This window comes from Pseudomonas sp. GW821-FHT10C09 (assembly GCF_059415465.1).
The window spans coordinates 44,761-63,301 of record NZ_JBWKNG010000024.1; the positions used below are offsets into that span (position 1 = coordinate 44,761).

Below are 18,541 nucleotides of genomic sequence, written 5' to 3' on the forward strand. Positions count from 1 at the left end.
ACTTAAGCGTTGGTGTAGGAGTCTGTGCATGGCTGGTGTAATGGATGCGGTAAACCAGCGCACGCAACTGGTAGGGCAGAATCGCCTGGAGCTGCTGTTGTTCCGTCTCGACGGCCAGCAGCTCTATGGGATCAACGTGTTCAAGGTTCGGGAAGTGCTGCAATGCCCAAAGCTCACGCTGATGCCAAAATCCAGTCCTGTCGTGTGCGGTGTGGCAAATATCCGGGGGGCGACCATTCCGATTCTTGATCTGGCCATGGCGACCGGCTCCGGCGCGCTGAAAGATCAAAGCAATCCGTTCGTGATCATCACCGAGTACAACACCAAGACCCAGGGTTTCCTGGTGCGCTCGGTGGAGCGCATCGTCAACATGAACTGGGAAGAGATTCATCCGCCACCCAAGGGCACGGGGCGCGATCACTACCTGACGGCTGTGACTCGGGTCGACAATCAGTTAGTCGAAATCATCGACGTCGAGAAAGTCCTCGCGGAAGTGGCGCCGACGCCGGAAGCAATTTCGGTTGGTGTGGTCGATGTCGAAACCCAGCACAAGGCCTTGTCCTTGAAGGTCTTGACCGTCGATGACTCGTCCGTGGCACGCAAACAGGTAACCCGTTGCCTGCAAACGGTCGGTGTCGAAGTGGTGGCGTTGAACGACGGCAAGCAAGCGCTGGACTATTTGAAAAAGCTGGTCGATGAAGGGAAAAAGCCGGAAGAAGAGTTCCTGATGATGATTTCCGACATCGAGATGCCGGAAATGGACGGGTACACCCTCACGGCCGAGATCCGCAACGACCCGCGCATGCAAAAGCTTCATATCATCCTGCATACTTCGTTGTCGGGGGTATTCAATCAGGCGATGGTCAAGAAAGTCGGTGCTGATGACTTCCTTGCCAAATTCCGTCCTGATGACCTGGCATCCCGGGTAGTCGACCGGATCAAAGCAGCAGATATCAGCTAGGGGCCTTCTGCCCCTGGTGGTTAACACGATTTAAGAGGCGGCATCTTTGTCTACGGGTAATTTGGATTTCGAACAGTTCCGGGTCTTCCTGGAAAAAGCCTGTGGCATTTTGCTCGGTGAAAACAAGCAGTACCTGGTCTCGAGCCGTCTCAACAAACTGATGGAACAGCAAGGCATCAAATCCCTGGGTGAGCTGGTCCAGCGCATCCAGACCCAGCCGCGCAGTGGTTTGCGCGAGATGGTGGTGGACGCGATGACCACCAACGAAACCCTGTGGTTTCGTGACACCTATCCGTTTGAAGTGTTGAAGAACAAGGTATTGCCTGAAGCGATCAAGGCCGCACCCGGCCAGCGTTTGCGGATCTGGTCCGCGGCGTGTTCGTCGGGTCAGGAACCGTACTCGCTGTCGATGTCCATCGACGAGTTCGAGCGCGTCAACATGGGCCAGCTGAAGATGGGGGCGCAGATTGTCGCCACCGACCTGTCCGGCACCATGCTGACCAACTGCAAGACCGGCGAGTACGATAGCCTGGCGATCGGCCGTGGCCTGTCGCCCGAGCGTCTCCAGCGTTACTTCGACCCGAAAGGGCCGGGGCGCTGGGCGATCAAGGCGCCGATCAAGAGCCGCGTGGAGTTTCGCTCGTTCAACCTGCTGGACAGCTACGCGGCCCTCGGCAAATTCGACATCGTGTTCTGCCGCAACGTGCTGATCTACTTCTCCGCCGAGGTGAAGAAGGACATCCTGTTGCGCATTCACAGCACGCTCAAGCCGGGCGGCTATCTGTTCCTCGGCGCGTCCGAAGCGCTGAACGGTTTGCCAGACCATTACCAGATGGTCCAGTGCAGCCCGGGGATCATTTACCAGGCGAAGTGATTGGTTGGCGGCATACAAAAAAACGGGAGTCCTCAGGGGCTCCCGTTTTTTTTGCCGATGATTTCCCGCCAACACCACTAAACCCTGTGGGAGCGAGCCTGCTCGCGAAAGCGCTGGGTCAGGCAATGCAGATAGATGTCGACTGACAGGACGCCTTCGCGAGCAGGCTCGCTCCCACAAGGGATCTGCGTTGCTCTTGAGAAAGCGGCAGAAAAGCGGCATCCAGCGGAAACCGGTTGCCGCTTTTCTGGCATTGCCGCCCTTGCCACTGCCCGCAAAGCCCCGGTTTTCGGGCTTTTTCGATTTGGCACGCGGCTTGCTATGTCTCTGTTACGAAAAATCAGGTCACCCGAAGGTTTCCCGACATGAGCATCAGCTTCGATAAAGCGCTCGGTATCCACGAACAAGCCCTGGGCTTCCGCGCTCAGCGTGCCGAAGTCCTGGCCAACAACATCGCCAACGCCGACACCCCGAACTACAAGGCTCGGGATCTGGACTTCTCCAAAGTGCTCGCCGCACAGAACGAGAAAACTAAGGGCGGTACTTTTGCCTTGAACATGACCAACAGCCGTCATATCGAAGCTGAAGGCCTGGGCAATGGCGACGAGTCGCTGCTGTATCGCACGCCGATGCAACCGTCGATCGACCAGAACACCGTGGACGCCCAACTGGAACAGTCGAACTACGCGGAAAACGCCGTCGGCTTCCAGGCCAGCTTCACCCTGCTCAACAGCAAATTCAAAGGGCTGGTATCAGCCCTGCGCGGAGAGTAATTCATGTCTCTATCCAGTGTTTTCAACATTGCCGGTAGCGGCATGAGCGCACAAACCACGCGTTTGAACACCGTGGCCTCGAACATCGCCAACGCCGAAACCGTCTCGTCGAGCATCGACCAGACCTATCGCGCCCGTCACCCGGTGTTCGCCACCATGTTCCAGGGCGGCCAGAACGGCGGCAGCGATTCGCTGTTCCAGAGCCAGGACGCTGCCGGTCAAGGCGTGCAAGTGCTCGGCGTGGTCGAAGACCAGAGCAACCTCGAAGCGCGTTATGAGCCGAACCATCCCGCTGCCGACGCCAAGGGCTACGTCTACTACCCGAACGTCAACGTCGTCGAAGAAATGGCCGACATGATTTCCGCGAGCCGTTCGTTCCAGACCAACGCCGAAATGATGAACACCGCCAAAACCATGATGCAGAAGGTCCTGACCCTCGGTCAGTGATAAGGGGCGACTCAGATGAGTGTTACCGATACCACCAGCGGCTTGAGCCTCAAGGATGTCCTGGCCAACTCTTCGGTCAAGACCAATAACACCAGCAGCGACGGCCTGGCCGGAGCCACTAACAGTGCCACCGGCAATAAAGCATTGGGCAAAGATGCCTTCCTGCAATTGCTGGTGACTCAGCTGAAAAACCAGAACCCGCTGGAACCGCAGGACAACGGCGCGTTCGTCGCTCAGTTGGCGCAGTTCAGTAGCCTGGAAGGCATCACCACGCTCAACGATACGGTCAGCGGCATTGCCGGCAACTACAACTCGTCGCAAGCGTTGCAGGCTTCTTCGCTGGTGGGTCGTTCGGTCGTCGCCCAGACCGACACCGCGGTGGTCGATACCTCCAAGAGTTTCAACGGTACAGCAGTCGTACCGGCCTCGACGAACCCGGTCACGATCAAGATCACGGACACCGATGGCAAAGTCGTTCGCACCATCGATCTTGGCAGCCAGCAAGCCGGCAACGCCGGTTTCATCTGGGACGGCAAGAACGATGCGGGTGAAGTGGCCAAGGCCGGCACCTACAAGTTTGCAGCTACCGCGACTTACGACAGCCAGGCGACCTCGCTGGTGACTTACCTGCCGGCAACCGTCAACAGCGTGACCATCAGCCAGACCGGCGGTGAGTTGATGCTGAACCTGGCAGGCCTGGGCAGTGTTGCCCTGTCCAAAGTACAGACCATTGGTATATAGAGCCGACTAACACGGCACAAAGGAGTGGAATATGTCTTTCAATATCGGCCTTAGCGGTCTCTATGCAGCCAACAAACAACTGGACGTCACCGGCAACAACATCGCCAACGTCGCGACCACCGGTTTCAAATCGTCCCGTGCAGAATTCGAAGACGTGTACTCGGCCACGCGCCTGGGTACCGGCAGCAAGACCGTCGGCAACGGCGTGCGTCTGGCCAACGTTTCCCAGCAGTTCGGCCAGGGCGACGTGAACAACACCGGCAACGTGTTGGACATGGGTATCCAGGGCAACGGTTTCTTCGTCATGAGCGACAACGGCTCGCTGAGTTACACCCGTGCCGGTGCGTTCAAGACTGACGCCCAGAACTACGTGGTCGACAACAACGGCCGCCGCTTGCAGGGTTTTGGCGTCGACGCCAACGGCAAGATCATCAACGGCGTGCTGACTGACCTGAAAATCGACACCTCGAGCCTGGCGCCGCACGCGACCACTCGTGTCGACCAGACGATGAACCTGAACTCCTCGGACCCACTGCCGACAGTGACGCCGTTCAACGTCAAAGACACCAACAGCTACAGCAAGACCATTTCCACCCCTGTGTTCGACACGCAGGGTAACCAGCACACGATGGACCAGTACTACGTTAAAAATGCGGCGTCCAACTCCTGGACTGTCTACACCTACATGGACGGCCGTAGCCCAACCAACCCGCTGGCTGAGCCGCCGGTGCCGATCACTGCTGACCTCACCTTCAATCCTGATGGCAGCATCAAGACCCTGGTGGGCGGTGCGGGCTGGACGCAAACCGGTACCACCCTGACCATGACAGGCTGGAAGCCGGGCGTGCTGGTTAACGCCAACACCAACCCGCCAACCTGGGCCCTGAACGGCTCGGACGCAGCCGCGGCCGGTATCGCGTTCGACATGACCAAAACCACGTCGTACGCTTCGCCAACCGCACGTACTGCGCAGTACCAGGACGGTTACGCGACAGGCCAGATTTCCAGCCTGACCATCGACGAAAGCGGTGTCATGACCGCCAACTTCACCAACCAGCAAACCAAGGCCATCGGCCAGGTCGCCATTGCCAGCTTCGCCAACGAACAAGGCTTGCAGCCAATTGGTGGTACTGCCTGGAAAGAAACCTTCGCCTCGGGCGTGCCTGGCATCGATGCTCCGAAAACCGGTACCTTGGGTTCGGTTGTGTCCAACTCGCTGGAAGAGTCCAACGTCAACCTGACCAACGAACTGGTTGATTTGATCAAGGCGCAGAGCAACTACCAGGCGAACGCCAAGACCATCTCCACCCAGAGCACCATCATGCAGACCATCATTCAGATGACTTGATGCCTGATAGCGCTGCATAAAGAACCCCTCGAAAGAGGGGTTTTTTTATGCCCGGGATTTGTCTCCGGATCTTGGTATTTCGGTTGTCTGGGCCGGCCTCTTCGCGAGCAGGCTCGCTCCCACATTTGACCGCATTCCTCCAGGCCAACCCGGTCTCCTGTGGGAGCGAGCCTGCTCGCGAAGAGGCCAGTGGGGGCGCCACTTTCCACCAGGCAAAAGAAAACCCCCGACCCATCCAGAGGATTGATCGGGGGTTTCAGGTCAGCGCCCTTCAGCGCCTACCGGCTCAGCTTATTGGCAAGCTTCGCAATCCGGCTCGTCGATGGCGCAGGCCTTTGGCACTGGAGCAGGGCCGGCAGGTGCTGCCAGGACCGAATCTTCACCTTGGTTGCCGCCGCTGGAAACAGCGTTCAGCTTGCCGGTGTTGATGGTCGACTTCTCGGTGCTGGTCGCGGCCAGGGCACGGAGGTAGTAAGTGGTTTTCAGACCACGGTACCAGGCCATGCGGTAGGTCACGTCCAGCTTCTTGCCCGATGCACCAGCGATGTACAGGTTCAGCGACTGAGCCTGGTCGATCCACTTCTGACGACGGCTTGCCGCGTCAACGATCCACTTGGTGTCCACTTCGAAAGCAGTCGCGTAGAGCTCTTTGAGTTCTTGCGGGATGCGCTCGATTTGCTGCACCGAACCGTCGTAGTACTTCAGGTCGTTGATCATGACCGAGTCCCACAGACCGCGAGCCTTCAGGTCGCGAACCAGGTACGGGTTGATCACGGTGAATTCGCCCGACAGGTTCGATTTCACGTAGAGGTTCTGGTAGGTCGGTTCGATCGACTGCGAGACGCCAGTGATGTTGGCGATGGTCGCGGTCGGTGCGATGGCCATGATGTTGGAGTTACGAATGCCTTTCTGTACACGGGCGCGAACCGGTGCCCAGTCCAGGGATTCTTTCAGGTCAACGTCGATGTACTTCTGGCCACGTTGCTCGATCAGGATCTGTTGCGAATCCAGCGGCAGGATGCCTTTGGACCACAGCGAACCCTGGAACGTCTCGTAGGCGCCACGCTCATCGGCGAGGTCGCAGGAAGCCTGGATCGCGTAGTAGCTGACCGCTTCCATCGACTTGTCGGCGAAGTCGACGGCAGCGTCGGAACCGTAAGGAATGTGCTGCAGGTACAGCGCGTCCTGGAAGCCCATGATGCCCAGGCCGACCGGACGGTGCTTGAAGTTGGAGTTCTTCGCTTGTGGCACCGAGTAGTAGTTGATGTCGATAACGTTATCGAGCATGCGAACAGCGGTGTTCACGGTGCGTTCCAGCTTGGCGGTGTCCAGCTTGCCGTTGACGATGTGGTTCGGCAGGTTGATCGAGCCCAGGTTGCAAACGGCGATCTCGTCCTTGTTGGTGTTCAAGGTGATCTCGGTGCACAGGTTCGAGCTGTGGACCACGCCCACGTGCTGCTGCGGGCTGCGCAGGTTGCACGGATCTTTGAAGGTCAGCCATGGGTGGCCGGTTTCAAACAGCATGGACAGCATTTTGCGCCACAGGTCTTTGGCCTGGATGGTCTTGAACAGTTTGACCTTGCCTGGGTATTCGGTCAGGGCTTCGTAGTACTCGTAGCGCTCTTCGAAGGCTTTACCGGTCAGGTCGTGCAGGTCCGGGACTTCGGATGGCGAGAACAGGGTCCACTTGCCGTCATCGAAGACGCGCTTCATGAACAAGTCAGGGATCCAGTTGGCAGTGTTCATGTCGTGGGTACGACGACGGTCATCACCGGTGTTCTTACGGAGTTCGATGAACTCTTCGATGTCCATGTGCCAGGTTTCCAGGTAGGCACACACAGCGCCTTTGCGCTTGCCACCCTGGTTAACGGCGACGGCGGTGTCGTTCACTACCTTGAGGAACGGAACAACGCCCTGGGATTTACCGTTGGTGCCCTTGATGTACGAACCGAGCGCACGAACCGGCGTCCAGTCGTTGCCCAGGCCACCGGCGAATTTCGACAACATGGCGTTGTCGTGGATCGCGTGGTAGATGCCCGACAGGTCATCCGGCACGGTGGTCAGGTAGCAGCTCGACAGCTGTGGACGCAGGGTACCGGCGTTGAACAGGGTCGGGGTCGAGGACATGTAGTCGAAGGACGACAACAGGTTGTAGAACTCGATGGCACGGTCTTCTTTCTGCTTCTCTTCGATCGCCAGGCCCATGGCCACGCGCATGAAGAAGATTTGCGGCAGTTCGAAGCGGATACCGTCCTTGTGGATGAAGTAACGGTCGTACAGGGTTTGCAGGCCCAGGTAGGTGAACTGCTGATCGCGCTCGTGGTTGATCGCCTTGCCGAGTTTTTCCAGGTCAAAAGTGGCCAGGACCGGGTTCAGCAATTCGAATTCGATACCCTTGGCGATGTACGCAGGCAACGCCTTGGCGTACAGGTCGACCATCTCGTGGTGGGTGGCGCTTTCGGCAACGTTGAGGAAGCTCAGGCCTTCGGCACGCAGGGTGTCCATCAGCAGGCGAGCGGTCACGAACGAGTAGTTCGGCTCACGTTCAACCAGGGTACGGGCAGTCATCACCAGGGCGGTGTTGACGTCGGTCAGGGCCACGCCGTCGTACAGGTTTTTCAGGGTTTCGCGCTGGATCAGGTCGCCGTCGACTTCTTCCAGGCCTTCGCACGCTTCGGTGACGATGGTGTTCAGGCGACCCATGTCCAGAGGTGCAAAGCTGCCATCGGCGCGGGTGATGCGGATCGATGGGTGAGCGTTGACAGCTTCTTCGGCCGGGGCGTGGGCGGCGCGTTGTTTCGAACGGCCGTCACGGTAGATCACGTAGTCGCGGGCTACTTTCTGCTCGCCGGCACGCATCAGGGCCAGTTCGACCTGGTCCTGGATTTCTTCGATGTGGATGGTGCCACCCGATGGCATGCGACGCTTGAAGGTCGCGGTGACTTGTTCGGTCAGGCGGGCCACGGTGTCATGGATTCGCGACGAGGCGGCAGCGGTGCCGCCCTCAACTGCGAGAAACGCTTTGGTGATGGCGACGGTGATCTTGTCATCGGTGTAAGGAACGACAGTGCCGTTACGCTTGATCACACGCAGTTGGCCAGGCGCGGTAGCGGACAGATCCGAAGTCGAATCAGCGGCCTGCGGCAAGGTGCCCTGCGGGTTCTCGCGAGTTGTGTCGGTTTGCATGGGGGGGTGTCTCCACATTCTCTATGTTTGTTTGGGCACCATAAAGGTGCCCACCGTTCTGTCCAAAAGCACTACAACCGACGGGGGTCGGGCATAACAACTTCGGGACAGTAGGAAAAAGGCTAATGATGCCGCTTCCTTGCCGAAGTTTTTGGCCGCGAGCCTGGGCTCGAAACCGGATTCCTTTCAGGGGTGCCAGTAATGACTGCAACACCCGTACCGTTTTGGCTGTTCTGGCCTGAAAAAACGGTGCCATCCGCCTGTGCGGTTTGGGCTTGTAAATTCGTGCTTGGTTCAACCATAAACAGGCAATAAAGCGCTTGAGTTTCTGGTCTGAAATGTGGTTGGGCTTTTAAGCTAAAACCCTACATGTAGGGTTTTTTTGGCGCCGAGGTACAAGATAATGCGTTTTGGAGGGTGTTGCAACGTACTACCTGTGGATAAACCTGTGCGTAAATTGTGTGTGAAAGGTGGAACGGGCGTGTAGGCCGCGACCTAGCTGGAGCGCACCGTTTTTCATCGATTTTCAACGATTGAAAACAGCTGTTTGGATTTTTAAGGGCGCGAACCCTATCACAAAAAACCGGGTTGTCCGAACGCATTTGCCGGCTTGTGTTCTCGGCGGGCGGCGTTTATACAATCGCCCCATGGTTATGCATTCTTATCCTCCCCAATCATTACAAAAAGACGGGCGGATCCTTCCTTATAAGTGTTGTTGGCAAGCAGAGGTCACCGTGGAGCAAGAAGCCTGGCAGGTATTGATTGTGGAGGACGACCAGCGTCTGGCCGAACTGACCCGTGATTACCTGGAAGCCAATGGCCTGCGCGTTTCAATCGAAGGCAACGGTGCGCTGGCGGCGGCACGCATCATTAAAGAGAAACCGGACCTGGTGATTCTCGACCTGATGCTGCCGGGCGAAGACGGCCTTAGCATCTGCCGCAAGGTCCGCGACAAATATGACGGCCCGATCCTGATGCTCACCGCCCGCACGGACGACACCGACCAGATCCTCGGCCTCGACCTCGGTGCCGACGACTACGTCTGCAAACCCGTGCGTCCGCGCCTGTTGCTGGCGCGCATCCAGGCCCTGTTGCGCCGCAGCGAAGCCCCCGAGCCCATCCCGGAAAAACAGCGGCGTCTGCAGTTCGGTCCGCTGGTGGTGGACAACGCGTTGCGTGAAGCCTGGTTGAATGACAACGGCATCGAGCTGACCAGCGCCGAGTTCGACCTGCTCTGGCTGCTGGTGGCCAATGCCGGGCGCATCCTGTCCCGGGAAGAGATTTTTACCGCGTTGCGTGGCATCGGTTATGACGGCCAGGACCGTTCCATCGATGTACGTATCTCGCGTATCCGCCCGAAAATCGGCGATGATCCCGAGCATCCGCGACTGATCAAGACCATCCGCAGCAAGGGCTATCTGTTCGTTCCCGAAGCCTGCGTAGACCCGTCGCTGTGAACTCGATCTTCCTGCGCATTTATGGTGGCATGTGCGCGGCGCTGGTGTTGGTTGCAGTGCTCGGCGTGTTGGCGTTGCATCTGCTCAACGAAGTGCGCAGCGAGCAATACCGCGAGCGCCTGGCCCACGGCACGTTTTCGTTGATGGCCGACAACCTCAAGCCGATGAACGAAACCGAGCGCCACCGCGCCTTGCTGGTCTGGGAGCGCTTGCTCGGGATTCCATTGGCGCTGACCACGTTTGCCCAGACCGACCTCGACCTCACCCAGCGCACCCGCGTGCTGCGCGGTCAGGCGCTGGTGGAGCAGACCGGCCCGCACGCGGCCAAGGTCTATCGCCTGGTCAGCGACAAGGAGCAATTGGTGCTCACCGGCGAGGTGCAGCAGATCAGCGAACAATTGGCCCGTGCCACTATTTACCTGCTGGTCGATGAACTGGTGCGCTACCCGGTGGCGGAGCAACCCGAGCGGCTGGCGCTGCTGAAAGAAGACAAGGGTTTTGGTTTCGACTTGCGCCTGGTCAAGGTCGAGCAGGCGGACATGGACGAAGACCAGAGCCGCCGGGTGTCCGAGGGCGACACGGTGATGGCGCTGGGCAAGGGCGGCGACTCGATCCGCGTATTTGCCGGCATGGTCGGGACGCCGTGGGTGCTGGAGATCGGTCCGCTGTACCAGATGAATCCTTATCCGCCGGAATGGCTGGTGTTGATCGCGGCGCTCGGGTTGAGCCTGATCGGTTTGATCGTCTACCTGCTGGTGCGGCAACTGGAGCGCCGATTGCGCGGTCTGGAAGCGGCTGCCACGCGCATCGCCAAGGGCAGCCTCGAGACCCGCGTGCCGGCCCGCGGTGCCGACTCGGTGGGGCGATTGGCCGCGGCGTTCAACGGCATGGCCGAGCACTTGCAGCAATTGCTGGCGATCCAGCGAGAACTGGTGCGCGCCGTGTCCCACGAATTGCGCACGCCCGTGGCGCGCCTGCGTTTCGGCCTGGAAATGATCGGCTCGGCCACCACGCCGCAGCAGCTGGAGAAATACCGCGAAGGCATGGACCACGACATCGAGGACCTCGACAAACTGGTCGATGAGATGCTGACCTACGCGCGGCTGGAGCAGGGCGCGCCGGCACTGAATTTCCAGCGGATCGATCTGGATGCGCTGGTCAATCAAGTGATCGAAGAACTGGCGCCGTTACGCGCCGAGGTCACCGTGCAGCGTGGGTTGTGTTTGTCGGCGGCAGATTGCGATGACGCCTGGGTCGAGGCGGAACCGCGTTACTTGCATCGGGCCATCCAGAACCTCGTCAGCAACGCCATGCGCCACGCCTCGTCGCGGGTGACCGTGAGTTATCAGGTGGGGCAGCAGCGTTGCCGGGTGGACGTCGAGGATGACGGGCCGGGTGTTCCGGAGTTGGCCTGGGAGCGGATTTTCACGCCATTCCTGCGCCTGGATGACAGCCGTACCCGCGCTTCGGGCGGGCATGGGTTGGGGTTGTCCATTGTGCGGCGGATTATTCATTGGCATGACGGACGGGCGTTGATCAGCAAGAGCAAGAGTCTGGGAGGGGCCTGTTTCAGTTTGAGTTGGCCGCGCAATCAGGAGAAGCGCTGAGATTTGTGGTGAATGATAGGCCGCCTTCGCGAGCAGGCTCGCTCCCACAGGGATTTGTGGTGATGCATAGATCCAATGTGGGAGCGAGCCTGCTCGCGAAGAGGCCGGCCCAAACACCACACCTCTTCAGGCCTTGATACTGACCAGACTCAACAGCTGCCCATCCATCACCCCAAACTGCGCCTCAAGCTCCGTGCCATTACGCCACTCACCCGACAAATCCGTCAGCAACCGCAACCGCACCTCACCGGCCTCGGTCCATTCCAGCACCTCGGCATGTTCAAAATAAAAGCGCTGCTGAACAATCGGGTACAGCGCCTTGAACAGGCTTTCCTTCACCGAAAACGTCAGTGTCACCAACAGCGCCAGATCATCGCGATGACCGGCCGCCATGCGCTGCAACTCTGGCGGCGTGAGGATTTCCCCGGCCAGGCGCTCGGCCCGTTCCGGGTTGAGCAGGTTTTCCAGGTCCATCCCCAACCCGCGCCAATCGGTTTTCCTCGCGACAATCGCTGCCGCCCGGCCGGTGCTGTGGGTGATGGAGCCGGCGATGTGCGCGGGCCACACCGGCGCCCGGTCTTCGCCGATGGCCGGGATAAAACTCAGGCCTTCCAATTGTTGCAGTGCAGCCCGAGCGCACACCCGTCCAGCAAGAAACTCGGCCTGACGCTTGGCGACCGAGCGCTGAATGCTCGCCGGCGGCTCGATGGCACTGCGCCGGAAATCATCGTTGGCCAGTTGCGAGCTGTCGAAGTGGGTACTCAGCAACACCGTATCGGGCAGCACAAACGGCAGCGGCCAATGGGCATCGAGCGGGGTGCAGCAGGCGGGAAGGGCGGGGGTGGGATTCATGGCGGGCATTTTGCCGGGTTGCTCTCGGGCTGGGTAGTGCAAAGGTCTGGATTGGCGGTGCGGCCTTCGCGAGCAGGCTCGCTCCCACACTGGATCTGCGTAGCGACACAAATCCCTGTAGGAGCGAGCCTGCTCGCGAATGGCCGCGCCGCGGTCTAACCAAATATCTTTTTGAAAAACGCCTGCATATCCGCCCAGGAACGCTCATCCGCCGCTTTGTTGTACCCGATATCCGGCCCACCATGATCGCCATGGCTCAACCGGTCCGCATCCGGATTGCTGAACCCATGCTTGGCGCCCTCAAGGCTGACGAATTTATAGTCAGCGCCAGCCTTGTCCATTTCAGCCTTGAACGCCGCCACCGCATCCGGCGTGACCATACTGTCCATCGCCCCATGCTCCACCAGGATTTTCGCTTTCACATTGCCAGGGGTTGCTGGCGTATTGGTTGCCAGCGCGCCGTGGAAACTCACCACCCCCAGCAGCGGGGCACCCTGACGCGCCGCATTCAGCACCACACCGCCGCCAAAGCAGTAACCAATAGCCGCGACTTTTTGCGGGTCGGTTTGCGGTTGTTGCTCCAACAGGGTAAGTCCGGCCTGAAAGCGCACGGCGGAGGCCGAGCTGTCCTTGAGCACTTCCTGCATGAACGCCATCGCGTCCTTCGGATGCTCGGTGTTCTTGCCATCGCCGTACATGTCGATGGCCAGCGCGCTGTAGCCCAGACCGGCGAGGTCGCGGGCGCGGCGCTTGGCGTAGTCGTTCAGCCCCCAGAACTCATGCACCACCACCACGCCGGGGCGCGGGCCTTTAATGGCGTCATCGTAGGCGTAGTAGCCGATCATTTTTGTGCCGTCGGCACTTTGATAAGGGATTTCTTCAGTCTTGATAGCGGCCTGAGTCAGGGCGCTCAACACCAGCAAGCAGAGGGCGAGGATTACGCGCATGGTCGGATCTCCTGCAATGGATTCATCAGAATAGCCGCAGTGATCTGGTTCAGCTCAGGTTCAGTCTGCGTTCAGGGGCAGTTCAGGGGCAGGTGAGTAAGGTGGCTCGTACCCAAAGCACCTGCGCATGAGGAAATTCCCTAATGACTGGCTTTAAAAACCTGATTCTGGCTTTCACCGTCCTGAGCGCCAGCACCGCCGCGCTTGCCTCCGATGACGTCATTGCCAGCCTTGCTCTTGGGAAGACCAACGAGAAGGTCAAAAGATCCCTCACGCTGAACAGCTTCAGCACGGTCAGCACCGTGGGCCATGAAAGCGCCTGGAGTGCGCATTTGGGCCAACCCGCCACCCCGGCCGATTACCGTGCCGGTTATGCCAACGTGTCGGTCTCGCACAATGGCATTAAACTTAATCAGCAAGACCTGATGGGCCGCTATGATCTGTCCTGACCGTTGGATGCGCCGTTGTGCCATTGGAGATGTCGTTTTGCCCGGGAGAGCGTTATGAAACTGCTGGTCGTCGAAGATGAAGCGCTGTTGCGCCATCACCTGCAAACCCGCCTGACCGAAAGCGGCCACGTGGTCGAATCCGTGGCCAATGCCGAAGAGGCGCTGTACCAGACCGGACAGTTCAACTTTGACCTGGCGGTGATCGACCTCGGCCTGCCGGGGATGGGCGGGCTCGACTTGATCCGGCAACTGCGCACGCAGGGCAAGACCTTTCCGATCCTGATCCTCACCGCGCGCGGCAACTGGCAGGACAAGGTCGAAGGCCTCGCCGCCGGCGCCGACGATTACGTGGTCAAGCCGTTCCAGTTCGAAGAACTCGATGCGCGCCTGAATGCCTTGCTGCGCCGCTCCAGCGGTTTCACCCAGTCGACCATCGTCGCCGGGCCGCTGTTGCTGGACCTCAATCGCAAGCAAGCGTCCCTTGATGAACAACCGCTGGCGCTGACCGCTTATGAGTACCGGATCCTCGAATACCTCATGCGTCATCACCAGCAAGTGGTGGCCAAGGACCGCTTGATGGAGCAGCTCTATCCCGATGACGACGAGCGCGATCCGAACGTCATCGAAGTGCTGGTCGGCCGTCTGCGCCGCAAACTCGAAGGCCCGGGCGGGTTTAAACCGATCGACACCGTGCGCGGCCTCGGCTACCTGTTCAATGAGCGTTGCACTTGATTCGTTCCCTTCGCGTTCGCTTGATGCTCGCCGCCACACTGTTGGCGGTGTTGTTCATGTTGGCGTTGCTGCCGGCGATGCAGGGCGCGTTCAGCCTGGCGTTGCAGGACTCGATCGAGCAACGCCTGGCCTCGGATGTCACCACGCTGATCTCCGCCGCACGGGTGGAAAACAACTCCCTGCAAATGCCGGCGCAATTGCCCGATGAGCGCTTCAACCTGACCGACAGCCGCTTGCTCGGCTACATCTTCGACCGCGAAGGTCACCTGGTCTGGCGGTCGAAAGCCACCGGGCAAGAACTGATCAACTACAAACCGCGCTACGACGGCCGCGGCAATGAGTTCGCGCGGATTCGCGAGTCCAACGGGCAGGAATTCTTCGTCTATGACGTCGAGGTCAAGCTGCTCGGCGGCAAAAGCGCGGCGTTCAGTATCGTCACGCTGCAACCGGTGCGCGAGTACGAAAACACCCTCGAAGGCCTGCGCGAAAACCTCTACCTCGGCTTCGGCGCGGCCTTGCTGGTGTTGCTGTCGTTGCTGTGGATCGGTCTGACCTGGGGCTTGCAGGCGTTGCGCCGGCTTAGCCAGGAACTCGACGAAATCGAAAGCGGCACCCTCGAAAGCCTTAGCGAACAACACCCGCGCGAACTGTTGCGCCTGACCGGCTCCCTCAACCGCTTGCTGCACAGCGAGCGCGAACAGCGCAGCCGTTACCGCGACTCCCTCGACGACCTGGCCCACAGCCTGAAAACCCCGCTGACCGTGCTGCAAGGCGTCAGCGAAGACATGGCCCAGCGCCCGGAGAACCGCGATCAGGCCTGGGTGCTGCAAACCCAGATCGAACGCATGAGCCAACAAATCAGCTACCAACTGCAACGCGCCAGCCTGCGCAAAAGCGGTCTGGTGCGACACCAGGTGCGCCTGCAACCGGTGCTGCAAAGCCTGTGCGACACACTGGACAAGGTCTACCGCGACAAACGCGTACGCGTCGCCTTCGATCTGCCGCAACCGTGTTACGTGCCAATCGAGCAGGGCGCCTTGCTGGAAATGATGGGCAACCTGTTGGAAAACGCTTATCGGCTGTGCCTGGGTGAAGTGCGTATCAGCGTGCGAGAAACGCTGAGCGGGGTGGAGTTGTGTGTCGAGGATGACGGGCCGGGGGTGCCGGCGGATCAGCGCGCGCGGATTCTGCAAAGGGGTGAGCGGCTGGACCGTCAGCATCCGGGGCAGGGGATCGGGCTGGCGGTGGTCAAGGACATTATCGAAAGCTACAGCGCCAAGCTGACGCTGGGGGATTCGCCGATGGGTGGGGCGGCGTTCCGGATTCATTTTCCGGTGGTTTGATGAAGGCAAGAACGACTTAAGGTAGTGACCATTCGTCGTAAAAGGGCCTGCACCTGTTATTTCTGACAGTAGCCAAGCTTCCTTCTCCGGGTGTCTGATCACCCCTCAAAGCCCCTGCAAACATGGGCTCATTGAGAAGGAAGGTGTCCCATGACGGCCAATGAATCAACCCCTGGTGTGCTGGTCAACGCCCCGGTGAAATTTGCCGGTGCTACCCCCGGCGTTATTGTCACGCCAGCGCCTCCCGTCGGGGTACCGGTGGAGGGCTTGCCGCAAGCGAGTTTCAGGGAGGTCCTCAGAAGGGACAGTCGGGAAGGGGCGGTACAGGCTGTGGTCGATCCGCCATTGGGTGGAAACTATCTCGACATTGCGCTGTACGTGCAGGGGCCCCAGGATACGCAGTGGCAGTTGATCGAGCGCAAACCGGTGGCCCCGGCCGATCAGAACGACCCTGTGTATTTCAACGTCTTTCAGTCGCTGCTGAATGACGGGGTGCATCGTTTTATGTACGAGGTTGAGCGCACCAGCGGCAACAGTGGCCCCTCAACCGAATCATGGGCGCTCTATCATCGCGACCTTCCCGGTGGGAACGACCTTCCCGATACAGGGGCTCATCCCGACCTGCGCATCAGCCTGCCGCCCGAACTGGGAAACCCGCCTCAGATCGGCAAGGACGAGGTGGATCGAGGTGTGGCGGTCACGTTGTATTATCCGTTCAAGAGGGCTTACGACGTCATCACGCTCGAGCTTAATCGCGAACGTTTCACCTTCACGGTACAACCGGGTGACGAGGGTAAACCGTTCGTGATCACCGTCACCCGCAGCATGTTCGAACGGGCCGGTAGTCGTCCTGAGTTTCCGTTCTCCTTCACCGCGGTTGATCAGGTAAAAAACCCGACCCATAAGCGGCGTTGGTCGAGCGTCATCACGGCTAATGTCAATACTGAACGAGTCACATTGACGGCCCCTGATTTGAGCGAGAATCCGGACGATCCGGCCGATGATCCAGAGACAATTGACCTGGGCAAGGTGAAGGACTTTCTCTATGTGCTGGTTCACGTATTTTCACCCCTGTGGGCGGCCAATGACACGATCCGGGTGACTTACACCTGCACCCCGGAAACAGGATTGCCAGTCACGCATACCGTCGAGACGCCCGTAACGCGACTGCCTTTCACCTACAAACTGCAAGTTCCTGTGGCTAAGGTTTTGAAGGGCGGCGCCGTGTCAGTGATTTACGAACAGGTCCAGGGGGGGAAGGTCATCGCCACTTCGTTGCCCGCCAAGGCGCCGGTCATTGGTGAAAGCCTCGTTAAATTGAGTGCACCGCTACTGGTCGCGCCAGCCACTAACCCGATCGATTTACTGAAGTTCCTGGCCGGAGTGAAAGTGCGTGTAGAACACCTCACTGACCAAAAAGGTGGTCAGGCGCAACTGTTTGAGGTCAACCAGCCGCCGGATTCCCCGCCGTTTGCGGTGGTGACGCTGAACAAGAACTTTCGGGCCAACTTCGACCTTGATGCGGCATTCCTCAGCACGCACTACGGCAAGGAGTTCCGACTGCGCTGGAGGCTGATACGCGGCGGGGAGCAGATTGCCCAGTCAGGGCCGCTGGTATTGAGCGTGCTACGAATAGCCGATGGCGACACGCGGTTTCCGACCCCAGCGATCGATGGAGCAGTAGCTGGACAGTTGGATGTAACCAAAATGCAGGCGTCGGATAAGCTGCGGATTGCAGCATGGTGGCCTCAATCCAGCGGGACGAATACTTGTTGGTTGCAATATGCAGGCGTCGACATAAATGGCAGGACTACTTTCGACGACCTCGTAGGGCAACCGCATGACGGAGGACTGCCGCTGATTCGGCCGGCACCGATTGGCTGGTTGAAAACGCTCAAGAATGGCAGTTCGGTAACGGCAACGTTCAAGATTCAAATTGCTGAGGGCGCGACTCTCGTCACCTTTCCGATTTGCACTTACACAATCAAGGCCGAAGCACTCATCTTGCCTGCCATTACGATGGTCAGAGACACCTCCGACCGGATCATTTCGCCAGGGACGGAGACTGTGGCCCGCTCGGTGAAACTATCAGGAACCGCGCAGGAGGGGGCGGTCGTCGAGATCTACGACAGTGGGCAATTAAAGGGGCGGGTTACTGCGACTGGAGGGCATTGGGAGCTTCCGATCGCGGGGCTCTTGGTAGGCGACCATATCTATAGTGCGAAAGACACTCGCGGTACGTCCGAAAACTGGACCATTCGAGTCATCGCGGCTGTGCCACCGATTCTGGTGTCCATCACCAGACAGTTGGGAGGTAGCTATCCAAGCGGCAGCAGGATACCTGTCACGGTTTCCGAAAGAGGGCCGATTATCTTTCGCGTGACGTGCCAGGCCTTACCCTATGATCGGATGATTTACATCAATCAAATAAACTACGGTATGTCCGGCGTGCTTGTTTTAGCCGGAAGTACGTCAGGAGTCTCCCCTGCCTCTACCGCTTCCATACATCCCAATATGGGGCGGACCGAATGGACGCTCAGAGATACAGCGTCCGATGTCTTATCGGTGCTGCCTCGTTACTGGAACACGGTTAATTAGCGAAAAAGAGGACGTATTTATTTATCCGAAGTTGCGTCCCGTGAGGCCTGAGCGAGCATTAAACGGCGATGTTTAAAACACATCTCCAGACACTCACTCAGGCTACACATCCTTGCGCCGTTGCCTACGACTACGCCAGAATCCGCCGGCTTGTGTGTCTAAGGCTTGGGTCCTATCGTTATCCCGTCGCTGACCAATCAGCGATCGGGTTTAGCAGCCCGGATCT

At 59.1% G+C, this 18,541-nt stretch carries 15 protein-coding genes; 12 read left to right on the forward strand and 3 right to left on the reverse strand.

Translation table 11 applies throughout. The features are described from left to right. Positions 1-28 precede the first annotated feature (28 nt). The 6 genes from AC07N8_RS23185 (at position 29) to flgE (ending at position 5,144) form a co-directional block, all read left to right on the forward strand. Positions 29-961 carry a chemotaxis protein CheV gene (locus AC07N8_RS23185; protein WP_140667425.1) on the forward strand — a complete coding sequence of 311 codons (933 nt, stop codon included), beginning with the start codon at positions 29-31 and terminating at the stop codon, positions 959-961. A gap of 46 nt (positions 962-1,007) precedes the next feature. After that, complete coding sequence (gene cheR / locus AC07N8_RS23190) at positions 1,008-1,835, forward strand: protein-glutamate O-methyltransferase CheR (protein WP_010457158.1); 828 nt, start codon at positions 1,008-1,010, stop codon at positions 1,833-1,835. Between the two features lie 365 nt (positions 1,836-2,200). Beyond that, complete coding sequence (gene flgB, locus AC07N8_RS23195) at positions 2,201-2,608, forward strand: flagellar basal body rod protein FlgB (RefSeq protein ID WP_027923954.1); 408 nt, start codon at positions 2,201-2,203, stop codon at positions 2,606-2,608. 3 nt (positions 2,609-2,611) lie between these two features. Continuing rightward, entirely contained in the window at positions 2,612-3,055 is a 444-nt protein-coding gene (gene flgC, locus AC07N8_RS23200) for a flagellar basal body rod protein FlgC (protein WP_123432836.1), read from the forward strand. 15 nt (positions 3,056-3,070) lie between these two features. Continuing rightward, positions 3,071-3,796 (forward strand): flagellar hook assembly protein FlgD, encoded by a 726-nt coding sequence (gene flgD / locus AC07N8_RS23205; RefSeq protein WP_483841428.1) that lies wholly within the window; start codon positions 3,071-3,073, stop codon positions 3,794-3,796. A 31-nt stretch (positions 3,797-3,827) separates the two neighbouring features. Next, positions 3,828-5,144 carry a flagellar hook protein FlgE gene (flgE, locus tag AC07N8_RS23210; RefSeq protein ID WP_483841427.1) on the forward strand — a complete coding sequence of 439 codons (1,317 nt, stop codon included), beginning with the start codon at positions 3,828-3,830 and terminating at the stop codon, positions 5,142-5,144. A 291-nt stretch (positions 5,145-5,435) separates the two neighbouring features. Here the strand turns inward: flgE and AC07N8_RS23215 are convergent, their stop codons facing one another. Further along, positions 5,436-8,330: a ribonucleoside-diphosphate reductase subunit alpha gene (locus AC07N8_RS23215; protein ID WP_483841426.1), complete on the reverse strand. Its 2,895-nt coding sequence runs from the start codon at positions 8,328-8,330 to the stop codon at positions 5,436-5,438. Positions 8,331-9,064: 734 nt separating this feature from the next. Here AC07N8_RS23215 and AC07N8_RS23220 point away from each other — a divergent pair. Together AC07N8_RS23220 and AC07N8_RS23225 are read left to right on the forward strand one after the other, a co-directional pair. Beyond that, on the forward strand, positions 9,065-9,787 hold the full coding sequence (locus tag AC07N8_RS23220) for a response regulator (protein WP_493145946.1): 723 nt from the start codon (positions 9,065-9,067) through the stop codon (positions 9,785-9,787). Then, positions 9,784-11,394 carry an ATP-binding protein gene (locus AC07N8_RS23225; RefSeq protein WP_493145945.1) on the forward strand — a complete coding sequence of 537 codons (1,611 nt, stop codon included), beginning with the start codon at positions 9,784-9,786 and terminating at the stop codon, positions 11,392-11,394. Before AC07N8_RS23220 ends, AC07N8_RS23225 begins: the two co-directional genes overlap by 4 nt. A gap of 126 nt (positions 11,395-11,520) precedes the next feature. Here AC07N8_RS23225 and AC07N8_RS23230 read toward each other — a convergent pair whose 3' ends face one another. Together AC07N8_RS23230 and AC07N8_RS23235 are read right to left on the reverse strand one after the other, a co-directional pair. Further along, a complete protein-coding gene (locus AC07N8_RS23230; protein ID WP_483841424.1) occupies positions 11,521-12,246 on the reverse strand; it encodes a 4'-phosphopantetheinyl transferase family protein in 726 nt (241 codons plus the stop codon). 155 nt (positions 12,247-12,401) lie between these two features. Further along, positions 12,402-13,193, reverse strand: a complete 792-nt coding sequence (locus tag AC07N8_RS23235) for a dienelactone hydrolase family protein (protein ID WP_493145944.1) — start codon at positions 13,191-13,193, stop codon at positions 12,402-12,404. 143 nt (positions 13,194-13,336) lie between these two features. Here AC07N8_RS23235 and AC07N8_RS23240 point away from each other — a divergent pair, with 143 nt between their 5' ends. From AC07N8_RS23240 to AC07N8_RS23255, 4 genes are all read left to right on the forward strand, one after another. Next, the gene (locus tag AC07N8_RS23240) at positions 13,337-13,642 is read left to right on the forward strand and encodes a hypothetical protein (RefSeq protein WP_493145943.1); all 306 of its coding nucleotides are present in this window, start codon (positions 13,337-13,339) and stop codon (positions 13,640-13,642) included. 54 nt (positions 13,643-13,696) lie between these two features. Next, positions 13,697-14,374, forward strand: a complete 678-nt coding sequence (locus AC07N8_RS23245; protein WP_140667415.1) for a response regulator transcription factor — start codon at positions 13,697-13,699, stop codon at positions 14,372-14,374. Then, positions 14,371-15,717 (forward strand): ATP-binding protein, encoded by a 1,347-nt coding sequence (locus AC07N8_RS23250; protein WP_483841420.1) that lies wholly within the window; start codon positions 14,371-14,373, stop codon positions 15,715-15,717. The genes AC07N8_RS23245 and AC07N8_RS23250 overlap by 4 nt, the downstream gene beginning before the upstream one ends. Positions 15,718-15,867: 150 nt before the next feature. After that, the gene (locus tag AC07N8_RS23255) at positions 15,868-18,315 is read left to right on the forward strand and encodes a hypothetical protein (RefSeq protein ID WP_493145942.1); all 2,448 of its coding nucleotides are present in this window, start codon (positions 15,868-15,870) and stop codon (positions 18,313-18,315) included. The last annotated feature ends 226 nt before the right edge of the window (positions 18,316-18,541 follow it).